The organism is Streptomyces sp. E2N166, assembly GCF_003671715.1.
Taxonomy (GTDB): domain Bacteria; phylum Actinomycetota; class Actinomycetes; order Streptomycetales; family Streptomycetaceae; genus Streptomyces; species Streptomyces thinghirensis.
In genome coordinates, this window is the sequence record NZ_RAIF01000012.1 from 632586 (window position 1) to 645305 (window position 12720).

13 protein-coding genes and 1 tRNA gene are annotated in these 12720 nt (G+C 72.3%); 6 read left to right on the forward strand and 8 right to left on the reverse strand.

Annotation, left to right across the window (positions count from 1 at the left end; genetic code table 11):
- Window positions 1-20 precede the first annotated feature (20 nt).
- Together EBH09_RS10640 and EBH09_RS10645 are read right to left on the reverse strand one after the other, a co-directional pair.
- A complete protein-coding gene (locus EBH09_RS10640) occupies window positions 21-248 on the reverse strand; it encodes a DUF2277 domain-containing protein (protein WP_121746751.1) in 228 nt (75 codons plus the stop codon).
- A gap of 4 nt (window positions 249-252) precedes the next feature.
- Complete coding sequence (locus EBH09_RS10645) at window positions 253-798, reverse strand: GNAT family N-acetyltransferase (protein ID WP_121746752.1); 546 nt, start codon at window positions 796-798, stop codon at window positions 253-255.
- 115 nt (window positions 799-913) lie between these two features.
- On the opposite strand from EBH09_RS10645, the gene EBH09_RS10650 reads away from it, so the two are divergent.
- Window positions 914-1270: a hypothetical protein gene (locus EBH09_RS10650; protein ID WP_121746753.1), complete on the forward strand. Its 357-nt coding sequence runs from the start codon at window positions 914-916 to the stop codon at window positions 1268-1270.
- A gap of 107 nt (window positions 1271-1377) precedes the next feature.
- Here EBH09_RS10650 and EBH09_RS10655 read toward each other — a convergent pair.
- Window positions 1378-1452: transfer RNA gene (locus tag EBH09_RS10655), tRNA-Val, on the reverse strand.
- A 222-nt stretch (window positions 1453-1674) separates the two neighbouring features.
- On the opposite strand from EBH09_RS10655, the gene EBH09_RS10660 reads away from it, so the two are divergent.
- The 3 genes from EBH09_RS10660 (at window position 1675) to EBH09_RS10670 (ending at window position 4234) form a co-directional block, all read left to right on the forward strand.
- The gene (locus EBH09_RS10660; protein WP_121746754.1) at window positions 1675-2445 is read left to right on the forward strand and encodes a DUF4097 family beta strand repeat-containing protein; all 771 of its coding nucleotides are present in this window, start codon (window positions 1675-1677) and stop codon (window positions 2443-2445) included.
- Window positions 2446-2516: 71 nt separating this feature from the next.
- Entirely contained in the window at window positions 2517-3923 is a 1407-nt protein-coding gene (locus EBH09_RS10665; RefSeq protein WP_121746755.1) for a hypothetical protein, read from the forward strand.
- Between the two features lie 92 nt (window positions 3924-4015).
- Window positions 4016-4234 carry a zinc ribbon domain-containing protein gene (locus tag EBH09_RS10670; RefSeq protein ID WP_121746756.1) on the forward strand — a complete coding sequence of 73 codons (219 nt, stop codon included), beginning with the start codon at window positions 4016-4018 and terminating at the stop codon, window positions 4232-4234.
- Between the two features lie 87 nt (window positions 4235-4321).
- Here the strand turns inward: EBH09_RS10670 and EBH09_RS10675 are convergent, their stop codons facing one another.
- The gene (locus EBH09_RS10675; protein ID WP_193776226.1) at window positions 4322-4966 is read right to left on the reverse strand and encodes a response regulator transcription factor; all 645 of its coding nucleotides are present in this window, start codon (window positions 4964-4966) and stop codon (window positions 4322-4324) included.
- Entirely contained in the window at window positions 4957-6099 is a 1143-nt protein-coding gene (locus EBH09_RS10680; RefSeq protein WP_193776227.1) for a sensor histidine kinase, read from the reverse strand. The genes EBH09_RS10675 and EBH09_RS10680 overlap by 10 nt, the downstream gene beginning before the upstream one ends.
- 132 nt (window positions 6100-6231) lie before the next feature.
- On the opposite strand from EBH09_RS10680, the gene EBH09_RS10685 reads away from it, so the two are divergent.
- Complete coding sequence (locus EBH09_RS10685; RefSeq protein WP_193776228.1) at window positions 6232-7062, forward strand: DedA family protein; 831 nt, start codon at window positions 6232-6234, stop codon at window positions 7060-7062.
- On the opposite strand, the gene EBH09_RS10690 is transcribed toward EBH09_RS10685, so the two are convergent.
- Genes EBH09_RS10690 through EBH09_RS10700 form a run of 3 tightly spaced genes read right to left on the reverse strand, consistent with a single transcriptional unit; the run spans window position 6980 to window position 11505 of the window.
- Window positions 6980-7792, reverse strand: coding sequence for an HAD family hydrolase (locus EBH09_RS10690; protein WP_121746758.1), 813 nt, complete (start codon window positions 7790-7792; stop codon window positions 6980-6982). The genes EBH09_RS10685 and EBH09_RS10690 overlap by 83 nt on opposite strands.
- Window positions 7792-10308, reverse strand: coding sequence for a phosphoribosyltransferase (locus tag EBH09_RS10695; RefSeq protein WP_121746759.1), 2517 nt, complete (start codon window positions 10306-10308; stop codon window positions 7792-7794). Before EBH09_RS10695 ends, EBH09_RS10690 begins: the two co-directional genes overlap by 1 nt.
- Window positions 10309-10338: 30 nt before the next feature.
- Window positions 10339-11505, reverse strand: a complete 1167-nt coding sequence (locus EBH09_RS10700; protein ID WP_121746760.1) for an HpcH/HpaI aldolase/citrate lyase family protein — start codon at window positions 11503-11505, stop codon at window positions 10339-10341.
- A 208-nt stretch (window positions 11506-11713) separates the two neighbouring features.
- On the opposite strand from EBH09_RS10700, the gene EBH09_RS10705 reads away from it, so the two are divergent.
- The gene (locus tag EBH09_RS10705; protein WP_121746761.1) at window positions 11714-12661 is read left to right on the forward strand and encodes a TerD family protein; all 948 of its coding nucleotides are present in this window, start codon (window positions 11714-11716) and stop codon (window positions 12659-12661) included.
- Window positions 12662-12720 lie beyond the last annotated feature (59 nt).

Here is a 12720-nt window from a genome sequence, read left to right on the forward strand (position 1 = left end):
CGGCGACGGCACACCGGGCGTCACGAGGCCCGCCGCGCGCCTCCCCGCACCTCCAGGCCGGCCAGCAGATCAGCCGTGGCCCCGGCGACGGCCTCCACCGCCTGCTCGAAGACCTCCCGGTTGTGCGCGGCGGGCGCACGGAACCCGGAGATCTTGCGCACGTACTGCAGGGCGGCGGCCCTGATCTCGTCCTCCGTGGCCTCCTCGGCCAGCACGGGCGGACGCAGTGTCCTGATGCTGCGGCACATGACGTCAGTCTCCCTTCTCCAGGTCCACCCGCCAGTCGTTCGATCTGATCCAGTGGCCCTTCGGATACTCGAAGTCGGCCTGTCCGAGCAGGGCGAAGCCCGCCCCGCGGCAGACCGCGTTGGAGGCGGCGTGGTCGACGCTCGGGAACGCGTGCAGGTAACGGTGCGTCCCGTCGGCACGGGCCGCCTCGCGCACCGCACGGGCCGCCCGCACGGCAAGCCCCCTCCCCTGGAACTCCGGCAACACCGCCCATCCGGTCTCCCAGACCTCCGCGCCCTGCCAAGTCCGCTGCCAATACCCGATCGAGCCGACGGTCTCACCGCTGTCCGCCAGGGTGATCCGGTACATCCGCCCCGGGCCCGGATCGGCGTACCGCCGATGCCGGGCCGCGAGCTGCTCCTCGGTCTCCGGGCCGCCCAGGTGGGCGGTCATCCCGGGGCTGTTGGTCCTGCGCAGCAGCCACAGATCCGCCTCCGCCCAGGGGACCAGACGCACCCGCTCCCGGCCCCGCGCCCCGCCCTCTGCCGCCCGCTCGTCCACGCCTTCCATCTCTTCACGGTAGGGCAGGGGTCTGACAGTCGGCCCCGGCGGCGACGGCCACCCTTTCGCGTGAACCGCCGAAGGGAACGCGCGCCTCAAAATCGAACAGGCGTATCATTGGCGCGTGGCTACGACCTATGATTTCCCCAGTGACCTCCTCGCCGGTCAGGAGGAACTGCATCAGGTCCGGGCCGAGCTGTCGGCCCTGCTGAAGAGACTTCCCTGGTCCGTCGAACCGCTCGACGGATTCAGCGACAAGAACGGCTGGCGCAAGGTCGAGCGCCCGGCCTCCCCCGGCTGGTCGGCGGACGAGCAGGCCGAGGTGGAGAAGCTCCGGCGGCGCGAGCGCGAACTCGCCGTGTTCGTCAGCACCCACCGCTACTGGTCGGAGATCACCGGCCCCGACCAGGTGAGCGCCCGCTCGGCACTGAAACGCGCCCACGAGGCCCCGGCCGGGGAGAGCCCGCCTTCATCCCAGTGATCTCGGCGCTGTGGAGTTCATCCGCGGCAAGACCGCCGGCGGGCACACGCGAGAGGCCCCCGGAAGATCTCCGGGGGCCTCCGCACCGACGACAGCGGCGCCGGTCCTGGTGGGCGCGGACGGTTTCGAACCGCCGACATCCTGCTTGTAAGGCAGGCGCTCTACCCCTGAGCTACGCACCCAGGACGAGTCGACAGCCTACATGGCCCGGGGCACTGCCCGGCAAACGTGTTGACGCCGCCACCGCCTCGGCCGGGGGTTAACCCCACCCCCGATCCGGTAGTGGCCCGGATCCCGGCGCGGGCCCGTGCTCCGTACGGTCGAAGAGCCTCGTCGACGAGGGCCGCTTCCGCTCCGGGAGGGCCGGACGCGGCACCTCGTAGCCGTCCCAGGGGGAGATCGTCATGGCCGCCCGCACCGTTCCCGCTCGCACGTTCGCCGCCGTCGGCGCCGTCGCCGTCCTCGTGGCGGGCCTCGGCGCCTGTGCCGCCGCCTCGGACGACAAGGACCCCGAACACCGGTCCTTCGCCCTTCAGGGCCGCACTTTCACCGTCGACTCCGACGACTCCGCCCTGGAGATCGTCGCCTCGGACGACCACACGTCCGGGAAGGTCGAGGTCACCCGGTGGTTCTCCGGATCGGTCGCCGTCGGTTCGGCTCCCGAAGTGACCTGGAGGATGGACGACGACCGGCTGGTGCTGCGTACGCACTGCTCCGGCGTGGTCGCCGACTGCGCGGCCAGGCACCGCATCGAGGTACCGCGGGGCATCGCCGTCCAGGTGAAGGAAGGGGACGGCAGCGTACGGGCGCGGGGGTTCCGGGACCCGCTGAACATCCGTACCGGCGACGGGTCCGTGCACGTCACCGACTCCACCGGCCCTCTGGAGCTGCGCACCGGTGACGGATCCGTGCGTGCGGAGGTCTCCTCGCGCCGGGTGGACGCGCACACCGAAGACGGCTCGGTCCGTCTCGAACTCGGCACCGTTCCCGACCTGGTGGAGTCCCGCACCGGCGACGGTTCCGTGACGATCACGCTGCCCCGGGCCACGTACAAGGTGTCCACCGAAACCGGTGACGGCGGGGTCGACGTGTCGGTGCCGCGGGACGACGCCAGCAGCCATGTGGTGAGCGCCCGGACCGGTGACGGCAAAGTCACGGTCCGAACCGCGAACTGACCGACCCGTGTGTTCGTCCCTTACGGGTGGGAGAATGAACCCGGGCAGGACGGACGACACGGGAGAGGGATGTGACGGCGACACCATCGCAGCCGTACTCGCCGATGGTGGCGCGCGCGCAGCGCCTGCCGCACCGCTCGCACCGCCGTCGCGCGCCCGGCGCGGGCCGTGACGTGCTCGTCCTCATGGGTCTGCCGCTCCTCGCCGTGCTCGCGCTGCCCGCAGCGTTCGCCGGGGGCGGCACGCGGCGCTGGTTCGGCGGGCGGGCCGAGAGCCAGCGGGCGGAGGCGCAGGCCGCGAAGGACGACGCGGCGGCCGCCTTCTACGACCTGGACACCGCTCAACGGGACCTGCGGATCTCGATAGAGACGATCGCGGCCGTCGACGCCTCCCCCGCCGCCCGGCGCGCGGTCACCGACTTCGAGGCGCTCGGCCGGCGGATCGACGAGGTCAGCCACCAGTACATCGGCGCCGTCGACGCCCACGACCTGGACCGGGACGATCTGGAGGCGTCGGCCGCCTCCCGCGCCCGCGGCGAACTGACCGCCGCCAAGAACGAGCTGGGCCGCGTCAAGCAGGAACTGGACCGCTTCGCCGACGGCCTCGGCCCCCTGCTCGGCAAGGCCGAGACCCAGCTGGCCCGGCTGGCGCCCACCGTCGAACGCGCCCGGCAGGCCCTGCTCGCCGCCTCCAACGCCTTGGACGCCGCGCGGGAAGCCGGGCTGAGGGCGGACGACCTCGCCGCCCGGCTCGCCGCCCTCGGTCCGGAGCTGACCCGGCTGAACCAGGGCGCGGGACAGCACGGCGTGCCACAGACCCTCGAGCGGGCCGAACGGGTCACCCGAGCGGCCGAGTCGGTCCGCGCCGAGGCCGAGCGGCTGCCCGAGCACGCCGCCGAGATCGACCACCGGCTGGTCTCCCTGCGTACCCGCGCTCAGGCCCTGACCACCCGCACCGAACAGGTCGAACCGGTACTGAGCGAGCTGCGGCGGCGATTCACCGCGGCCTGCTGGCAGGACCTCCAGCAGGTGCCGGACCAGGCCACCGAATCGGTCCGGCAGGCCGAGCGGAAACTGACCGAGGCCCGGACCGCCCGCGACGAACAGCGCTGGCCCGACGCGACCGCCCTCCTGTCGACGGTGCGGGCGCTGCTGAACTCCACCGACGAGGCCGTCTCGGCCGCCGGCGACCGGCTGCGGCAGCTGAACGCCGTGCAGAAGGACCCCCAGCAGGAGATCGAGCGCACCCGTTTCGCCATCCGTGACGCCCAGCGGCTGGCCATGGCGGGCCGCAACACCCCCGACCCCCGTCACGCCCGCCCGCTGGACGACGCCGTGGCCCGGCTGGAACGGGCGATCACCACGCTGGAGGGCCGCCACCCCGACTACTGGCACTTCCTGACGGAGACCGAAGGGGTCCGGCAGACGGTGGCCGGCGTGGTCACCCGGATCCGGGAGGAGCGCGGGGCCGGCCACTGACCGCCGAGCGACTGCCGGTGATCAGGCTCCGGGCCGGACCGGGTTTTCGCCGTCGGGCCTGGCCGCTGGGCCGGGCCGGTTAACCTGTGCGCATGCCTCGCTACGAGTACCGCTGCCGGAGCTGCGGCGACACCTTCGAACTGAGCCGTCCCATGGCCGAGTCCTCCGCTCCCGCCGCCTGTCCGGCGGGCCACGACGACACGGTGAAGCTGCTGTCGACGGTCGCGGTCGGCGGGTCGGCCTCCGCGTCGGCCCCGGCGCCCTCGCCGGGTGGCGGAGGCGGCTGCTGCGGCGGGGGCTGCTGCGGCTGACCCACCGGCCCCGGTGGTTGCCCGGGCCGGTGCGACCGCGCCGGCGCTTCGGCCCCGCTCGGCTGCCTTTGGCCCCTTCACCCCCTCTCAGCTCCCCAGATAGCGCAGCACCGCCAGCACTCTGCGTGAATAGCCCTCACCCCCCGTCAGCTCCAGCTTGTCGAAGATCGCGTTGATGTGCTTCTCCACCGCGCTCTGGGAGATGTGCAGCCGCCGCGCGATCGCGGCGTTGGTGTGGCCCTGCGCCATCTCGGCCAGCACGTCCCGCTCCCGCGCGGTGAGCCGGGCGAGCAGGTCGGTGTGTGTCGTGCGGCCGAGCAGCTGGCGGACGACCTCCGGATCGAAGGCCGCGCGGCCGGCGGCCACCCGCTCCAGCGCGTCCAGGAACTCGTCGACCTGGACCACCCGGTCCTTGAGCAGATAACCCACTCCTTCCGTCTCACCGGTCAGCAACTCCGTCGCGTACCGCTTCTCGACGTACTGCGAGAGCACCAGCACCCCGACTTCCGGCCAGCGCTCGCGTATCTCCAGGGCCGCGCGCAGGCCCTCGTCCGTGTGCGTGGGCGGCATCCGGACATCGGCGACGACCACGTCCGGCGGGTCCTCGGCAACCGCCTTCAGCAGCAGCTCGGCATTGCCGACGGCCCCGAGCACCTCGTGCCCCTCCTCCGCGAGCAGCCGCACCAGCCCCTCCCGCAGCAGGGTCGAGTCCTCGGCGAGGATCACCCGCATGGCAGCTCCGCGGCCACGAGGGTAGGCCCGCCCGGCGGACTGACCACGCTGAGGCTGCCGTCCAGAGCCGCGACTCGCCGGGCGAGCCCGAACAGTCCGCTGCCGGCGGCGTTCGCCCCGCCGCAGCCGTCGTCCTGGACGCTCACCAACATGCGTTCCTCCTCCGCTCTGACGGCGACGCTTATCCGGGTCGGCGCCGCGTGTTTGACCGCGTTCGTGACCGCCTCGCAGACGACGAAGTACGCTACGGTCGCCACGGCCTGCTCGGGCTCCTCGGCCAGGTCGTACTCCACCCCCACCGGCACGGACGCCCGCTCCGCGACCGTCTCCAGTGCCGCGCGCAGCCCCGCCTCGTCCAGCGTGGTCGGATAGATCCGCCAGGCCACCTCACGGAGCTCGTCCAGGGCGCGGCGGCTCTCGTCGTGTGCCTGGCCCAGCAGCCGGTCCCGACGATCGGCGTCCTGACTGCGGCGGGCCCGGCCGAGCAGCATGCCGAGGGCGACGAGACGCTGCTGAACGCCGTCGTGCAGGTCCCGCTCGATGCGGCGTCGTTCGTCGTTCACCGCGTCGACGACGGCGGCGCGGCTGGCGGACAGCTCGGCGATCCGCCGCTCCAGCTCCTCCTGGTGACGGGGGCCGAGGAAATGACGCGCCAGCTGCCCCTCCAGTCCGACCACGCCGAATATTCCTTGCACGGCGAGGAACACGAGGAAGAAGCCACCGAGACTGCCGAGGACGAACGAACCGGGGTTGCGTATGCCGTCCAGCAGGAGCCATCCGTACATCCCGAAGGTGCCGTACCCGAGGCCGATGGCGGCGGTCAGCATCACCACCCCACCCAGGACGCCCAGGGCCCAGTGGCAGGCCACGTACCGCAGCGCCCGCACGTCCTCGTACGCGGGCGTGACACGGAGGTCCAGCCACATCGCCAGCCGACCCCGTTCCAACTCCGCCAGTCTCCGCGCGCACGTGAGGACCGGGCGCAGTACCGCACGCCGGCCGGCCGGCCAGGCCGCCACCGGCAGCAGGGCCGCGCCGGCGAGCAGGGCGAAGAGCAGCTCGACGGCGGCCGCGGCGGCCCCCATGATGAGGCCCACCCCGCACCGCACTACGCGTCGCGCCATGTCTCGCATGATCGCGAGGCTAGCCGGGCGCGGCAGTGGCGCACACTGCGGAAAACCGCAATTTCCGCCTGCGGTGCACCGCAGCCGATCCTGCGGTCTTCCTCAGTCTCCCTTCAGCTGCGATTTTCTAGCGTGGTCGTCATGACAGCCCTCGCAGCGCAGACGGCCGCGGACAGCGGTGCGGCACCGCAGTGGATCAACGACCTCATGGACGCGCTCGGTGCACCGGGCGCCGGCCTCGCCATCGCTCTGGAAAACCTCTTCCCTCCCCTGCCGAGCGAAGTGATCCTGCCGCTCGCCGGGTTCGCGGCGAGTTCCGGCCGGATGAACCTGATCGCCGTCCTGCTGTGGACGACGGCGGGTTCGGTGATCGGCGCGCTCGCGCTGTACGGGGTCGGCGCGCTGCTCGGCCGGGACCGGACGGTGGCGATAGCGGGGAAGCTGCCGCTGGTGAAGGTGTCCGACATAGAGAAGACGGAGGCCTGGTTCCTGAAGCACGGGACCAAGGCGGTGTTCTTCGGCCGGATGATCCCGATCTTCCGCAGCCTGATCTCCGTACCGGCGGGTGTGGAGCGGATGCGGCTGCCCGTCTTCCTCGCGCTGACCACGCTGGGCAGCGCGATCTGGAACACCGTGTTCGTGCTCGCGGGCTACGCGCTGGGGGACAACTGGTCCAAGGTCTCGGGCATCGCCTCCACGTACTCGAAGGTGATCCTCGCGCTCGCCGCCCTGGCGCTGCTGGTCTTCATCGGCATGCGCCTGATGCGGCCGGGGGCCGGCCACCGCAGGCGGGGCCGCGGCCGCGGACAGGACATACGGCCCCCGGCCGATGACGACGACCGCCCCGACACCCGGGGCGGGGCCGGTGCCGGGGGCCGGGACGGAGGGGTCAGCGAGCCGGGCTCACCGCGCGCAGGAACTCCCGAAGGATCCGCTCACCGGCCAGGACGCCGCGCTCGGGCAAGGCGCTGATCGCCGGAGCCGTCCAGTCGGAGTCGGCCAGCTCGCCGTGGCCGGGGCGCCATCCCCGGTCGGCGGCGAGCAGCAGGTCGGCGTCGAGGAGGGAGTCGCCGGCCGCGAGGGTGAGATCGGCGCCCGTGCGGCGTGCGACCTCGTACACGGCGGCGCTCTTGGTGAGCGGCTTGGGGACGGCGTAGATCTTGCGGCCCTGGAGGGACACGGTCCAGCCGCGGTTCTCGGCCCACACGGCGAGTTCCTTCACCCAGTCCTCGGGCAGCAGTTCGCGCTCGACGACGAGGTAGGCGAAGAGGTCCTCGGCGACCCGGTGCTTGCGCACCCACAGCGGGTCGGCGGTGTTCATCAGGTGGTCGCGGACCTCGGCCAGCGAGGCGCACTCGTCGGCCAGCCGTGCGGTCACCCGCGCGTGCCAGTCGGGGTCGGAGACGCCGTCCACGAGCAGGTGACCGCCGTTGGCGCAGATCGCGTACTTCGACGGAGGGCCGGGGAGGTTGACGCGCTGGTATTGCTTGCGCGTCCGGGTCGTGGTCGGCACGAAGACCGCCGTGTCACCGAGGTCGGCCAGCAGCCCAGCCGCCGTCTCGGTCATGTAGGAGAGGGGCTTGCTCTCGTAGACCTCGACGCACAGCAGCCGGGGTGCCCGCAGGTCGGGCATGGTCAGCCCGAGTGCGGCGGCCGAGTAGATGAGCGTGCGGTCGAGGTCGCTTGCGACGAGCACCGGCATCAGAGCGCCACCGCCTTGCCGTCGGCGCCGGTCGCGCCCCGCGTGTACTTGGGGTGGATCAGCCCGACACAGGTGTAGGGGAGGTCGTCGACCTCCTCGACGGGTACGCCCCGCTGTTCGGCCAGCAGGCGTACATGGTCGAGGTCGGCTCCGGCGCCGGCCCGGGCGAGGACCTTCCACGGCACGCGGCGCAGCATCACGCGAGTGGTCTCGCCGACGCCGGGCTTGACGAGGTTCACGTCGTGGATGCCGTACTCCTCGCTGATGCGCTCGACGGCGGCCCAGCCCTCCCAGGTGGGGGTGCGGTCGGCGGAGAGCAGCTCCTTGGCCTGGGCGTCGACCGTGTCGGCGACGTCCGGGAAGCGGGCGGAGACCGCGTCGAGGAAGTCCGGCGACAGGTCGGCGCCGGCGAGTTCGCGGTAGAACTTCGCGCCGTGGAAGTCGTGCGGGCCGACCAGGTCGGCGCGGAGCACGGTGCGGGATATCAGGCCGGAGACGGTGGAGTTGAGGCAGGCGGAAGGGATGAGGAAGTCGTCGCGGGTGCCGTAGGTGCGTACACAGGAACCGGGATCGGCGAGCACGGCGATCTCCGGGTCGAAGCCGGTCACGCCGTCGGAGACCTCGAAGTCACTCAGGGCGGCGGCGAGTTCGCGAGTGATGGCGCCCTTGCCGGTCCAGCCGTCGACGAAGACGACGTCGGCGGGGTCGTGACGGCCGGCCAGCCAGCGCAGCGCGTTGGCGTCGATGCCCCGGCCCCGGACGATCGACACGGCGTAGTGGGGGAGGTCGAGACCATGACGGAACTGCGCCCAGCGGCGCATGAGAACGCCGACGGGTGTGCCCGCGCGGGCGAGGGACACCAGGACGGGACGGGGCGACCGCTCGGCGAGCACGATCTCGGTGACGGCGCCGACCGCGCGGGCCAGCCGGGTCGCGGACGTCTCCAGCGCCGCGTGGAACAGCTCCTGGTACTGCTCGCTGGGCTGGTACTCCACGGGAAGTGACTCCGCATAGTGCGCGCCGCCGCTCTGGATCGCCTCCTCGCGCTCCTCGGTGGGTGCCTCCAGCGTGACGTCCGAGAGGTCCTGGAGCAGCCAGCCGACCTCGTCGGGCGCGTACGAGGAGAAGTCGGGGCCGCGCAGGGGCTCGGGCAGCATGGAAGGCCTTTCGGAGGCTTGCGGGGCCTCTGGGACGTACGACGGGACGACCGCCAGGAGGACGTGCGGGACGTGGGCGGCGAGCCGGGCCAGCAGTCCGTCGGGCGCGTGCAGCGCGGACGTGTCGGCGGCCGAGTCGACGACGGCGACGACGGCGTCGAAGCCGGCGCCGGCGACGTTGTAGGCGTAGCGCTCGCCGGGGCCGTCGGCCGGGTCGTCGTGTGCGGGGAAGACCAGGCGGGTGCGTATCGCGTAGCCGGGGTCGTCGACCGCGAGGACGGGAGAGCGGGTGGTGGTGGAGTAGCGCACGTCGGCGTCGGTGGTCTGTTCCAGCGCGTGGGCCAGGCGCAGCGGGGCGTACATCAGTTCCTCGAAGCCGAGGACGAGCACGCGGCGGACGCCCGCGGGCAGCGCCCCGGCGATCCGTTCGGCCATGCCGGGCAGGGCGCTCTCCAGCCGGTCCCGCTGGGCGGCCGTGAACCCGTGCCGTCCACCGTCGGGGACCCCGCCGGGCCAGCGCAGGTCGACGCGCCCGACGGAGCCGGACGGGCGGGCCGGGGCCGGCTCGGCGGTTCGCGTCTCGTACCGGGCGACGAGGTCCTGCCCCTTCTCCAGTACGCCCTCCGGCAGCCGGACCGTGCCCGAGGCGGCCGTCACCAGGTCCACGCGGGCGCCGATGCCGCGGGCGAATTCCTCCAGCCGGCCGGCGTCGGCGGGCGAGCGCATGTCGACGAGGGCCACCACGACGTACCGCTCGCGGGGGTAGCGCTCGTGCAGAGCGCGGACGGTGTTGAGCACCGTGTTGCCGGTGGAGAACTCGTCGTCGACGAGGACCAGCGGTCCGTCGCCGGCCAGCAGCGCCGGATCTTCGGGCAGCAGGAGGTGGGAGGTCGCGTGCGAGTGGGACTCCTCGAAGCCGCCCGCCCGGGCGACGCCGGTGACCGGACGGCGGGTGGAGTGCAGGTACGGGGCGGGGCCCAGACCATCGGCGACCGAGTGGCCGAGGCCGGTGGCGGTCTCCGCGTAGCCGAGGACGACCGCGCGCTCGGCCGCTTCGGCGCCGAGCAGTTCGCGGACGCGCCTGCCGAGGGCGACGCCGTGGCCGTACACGACGGAGGGCGACTGAGGGACGTGCTTGCCGAGCACGTTCGAGACGAGCAGGTGCGCCCGCTTGGGGTTGCGGCGCAGGGCGAGCCCCAGCAGGCCGGTCAACCCGTCGTCACCGGCGAGTTCGACGCCGAGCCGCTCGGCGACCCAGCTGCCGGACCAGACTCCGGCACGCCCCTCGGCGCGCGCCCTCTCGGTCATGTACTCGTGCCTCCCGTTGTCCACCGCGGCATGGGCCTTTGCGTCGGTCATGGATTCCTTGCGTTCGGTCGGACAGGGCGGTCAGTCGGACAGGCCGGCGGCGAGGAGTTCCACGAAGCCGATGTCCTCGTTCGCCACCCCGAAGACCTCCGCCCGCAGCAGCGTGCGCTCGGCCCAGGCGCGGTGGGGTTTCACCTCGTTCATCTTGTTCGTGTAGGCGGACCTCAGTACACCCCCGCCGCCGCGTTCCGGCCGCAGGATGTCCTGGGCGTCGCTGAACTCCTCGTGGCTGACCACGGACAGGGCGTGGACGGGGAGCACGTGCGAGGGGTGGATGCAGGTCTTGCCCAGCAGGCCGTTGGCGCGGTCCAGGGAGATCTCCCGCAGCAGACCGTCCATGGCGTGTGCGATCAGCTTCTGACGCAGTTCGACCGCCTGCACCTCCAGGAAGGGGCTCTGCCGCAGTTGCGGTTTGAACATCCTCTCCTGGACGCGGAAGTACTCCCATACCGGCCCGGTCACCGTGAATCCGGTGCCGTCGGCCCGGGCGAGCATGTTCACCACGTCGGAGATCACGGAGGCGACGATCTGGACGTCGTACGCCGTCATGTCGGGGCCCCTGCGCAGCCCGTACGAGGAGCAGAAGTCGGTGACGCCGAGACGCAGGGCGAGCACGCGGTCGCGGTACTTGTCGACCGCGCGGAAGATGCCCTCCAGCGTCTGCACGCGGGACTCCCGGTACAGCAGGTCCGGCGACTCCAGTACAGGCATGGCGAAGAGCCTGTGCCCGGCGGCCGCCTCTGCGGCGGAGAGCGCCTCCAGGAAGGGCACGCCGCGTTCCTCGGTGAACTTCGGCAGCACGAATCCGGACAGCAGCCGCACGGCGGGGCCGAGACGCCGTACGAGGTCGGGAATCTGCTCGGGGGTGCGGACCCGGACGAAGAGCAGGGGGACGTCGTCGACGGCACGGGCCGCCAGTTCCGTGAGCTGGCTGACGAGGTTCTCCTCGCCGACCGGCACGTCGGCGTCGTCGATCGAGTCCTCCAGGCACAGCACCATCGACACCACACCGCTCGCGCCCTGCTTGAGGATGTCGTCGGCGAGCCTGGGGCGGGTGGCAGGGCTGTAGAGCGTGGCACCCAGGGCCGCGGACAGCAGCCGGGCCGGAGAGTCCGCCGTGAAGGCGCAGGGCTCCTGGTGGAAGAGACGCTTCCGCACATCAGGGGCAATCTGTCCGAAATGACGCATTAAAACTCCCCCGCGGTGTCTGGGCGACCTGTGAAGTGTCCAAAGGTGGCCGGTAATAGTACGTACGTATCCATGTCGGAGGTTCCCACCGGGCATGAATTCCAGGTAACCCGGCCGTGTCGACGGCGGCGACCCGAGGTGAGCGGACACGACCCGAGTACCCGCCCCCGCGTTGTCGTGACCAGGACCGAGAGGGCAGGATGACGGCATGACGCACGCGATGCTGAAGGGGTCGAACGTCCCGCTGCAAGCCACCACGGTACGCGCCGTGCTGCGCTGGACACCCGGGCAGGGGGTCCCCGACATCGACGCCTCCGCCCTGCTGCTGGGGCCCGACGACCGCGTGCGTTCCGACGAGGACTTCGTCTTCTACAACCAGCCCCGGCATCCCTCGGGTCAGGTCTGGCGGCTCGGCAAGAAGCGGGTCGAGGAGGGCCTGACCGACACGATTCAGACAGATCTCTCCGGAGTCGAGCCGTCCGTGGGCCGCATCCTGCTGGTCGCTTCGGCGGACGGCGTCGCCTTCGACCGGGTCCGGTCGCTGCGCATCCTGCTGCACGACGCCACGGCCGCGGACGCGGAGCCGCTGGCGTACTTCGACGTCAAGCCGGAGACGGGCCAGGAGACGGCGCTGATCTGCGGCGAACTGTACCGGCGCGGGGAGGGCTGGAAATTCCGGGCGCTGGGCGAGGGCTACTCGAACGGGCTCAAGGGCCTGGCGACCGACTTCGGCATCTCGGTGGACGAGTCGGAGGAGGCGGACGACCCCGTGTCGGCCCCCCGGCCGGAACCCGTCCCGCACACGCCCGCCCGGTCCACACCCGTCCAGTCCGCACCAGCCCCGCCGGCGGTCGGCCCGGACGAGCCGACGACCGTGCAGCCCCTCCCGGAGGTCTCGCGGCCGCTGCCCCCGGAGCAGCCCGCCGGAGTGCCGGCACAGCCCTCGTACGGCTATCCGCAGCAGCCGCCCACGACACAGCCGGCGTACGGCTACCCGCAGCCGGCCGGACGGCCCGGGTACGGATATCCGCAGGCGCCCGCCGCGGCGGGGGTCACCGGCGCGCAGCCCGGCTACGGCTATCCTCCGCCGGTCACCGGCGCACCCGACCCGGAATTCCGGCTGCCGCCCCAGGGACCGCAGTTCGTCGGCCGCTAACCGCCCGGGCGATCGCGGTACGCGCCCTCAGCAGGGCCGGCGGAGCCTCATCGGTACGG

What these genes read in the sequence shown, in the direction of transcription:
- EBH09_RS10700 (WP_121746760.1), bottom strand. Translation starts at nt 11,505, where the DNA reads ATGCGTCATTTCGGACAGATTGCCCCTGATGTGCGGAAGCGTCTCTTC.
- EBH09_RS10690 (WP_121746758.1), bottom strand. Translation starts at nt 7,792, where the DNA reads ATGCCGGTGCTCGTCGCAAGCGACCTCGACCGCACGCTCATCTACTCG.
- EBH09_RS10670 (WP_121746756.1), top strand. Translation starts at nt 4,016, where the DNA reads ATGCCTCGCTACGAGTACCGCTGCCGGAGCTGCGGCGACACCTTCGAA.
- EBH09_RS10640 (WP_121746751.1), bottom strand. Translation starts at nt 248, where the DNA reads ATGTGCCGCAGCATCAGGACACTGCGTCCGCCCGTGCTGGCCGAGGAG.
- EBH09_RS10675 (WP_193776226.1), bottom strand. Translation starts at nt 4,966, where the DNA reads ATGCGGGTGATCCTCGCCGAGGACTCGACCCTGCTGCGGGAGGGGCTG.
- EBH09_RS10705 (WP_121746761.1), top strand. Translation starts at nt 11,714, where the DNA reads ATGACGCACGCGATGCTGAAGGGGTCGAACGTCCCGCTGCAAGCCACC.
- EBH09_RS10660 (WP_121746754.1), top strand. Translation starts at nt 1,675, where the DNA reads ATGGCCGCCCGCACCGTTCCCGCTCGCACGTTCGCCGCCGTCGGCGCC.
- EBH09_RS10680 (WP_193776227.1), bottom strand. Translation starts at nt 6,099, where the DNA reads ATGCGAGACATGGCGCGACGCGTAGTGCGGTGCGGGGTGGGCCTCATC.
- EBH09_RS10685 (WP_193776228.1), top strand. Translation starts at nt 6,232, where the DNA reads ATGACAGCCCTCGCAGCGCAGACGGCCGCGGACAGCGGTGCGGCACCG.
- EBH09_RS10645 (WP_121746752.1), bottom strand. Translation starts at nt 798, where the DNA reads ATGGAAGGCGTGGACGAGCGGGCGGCAGAGGGCGGGGCGCGGGGCCGG.
- EBH09_RS10695 (WP_121746759.1), bottom strand. Translation starts at nt 10,308, where the DNA reads ATGACCGACGCAAAGGCCCATGCCGCGGTGGACAACGGGAGGCACGAG.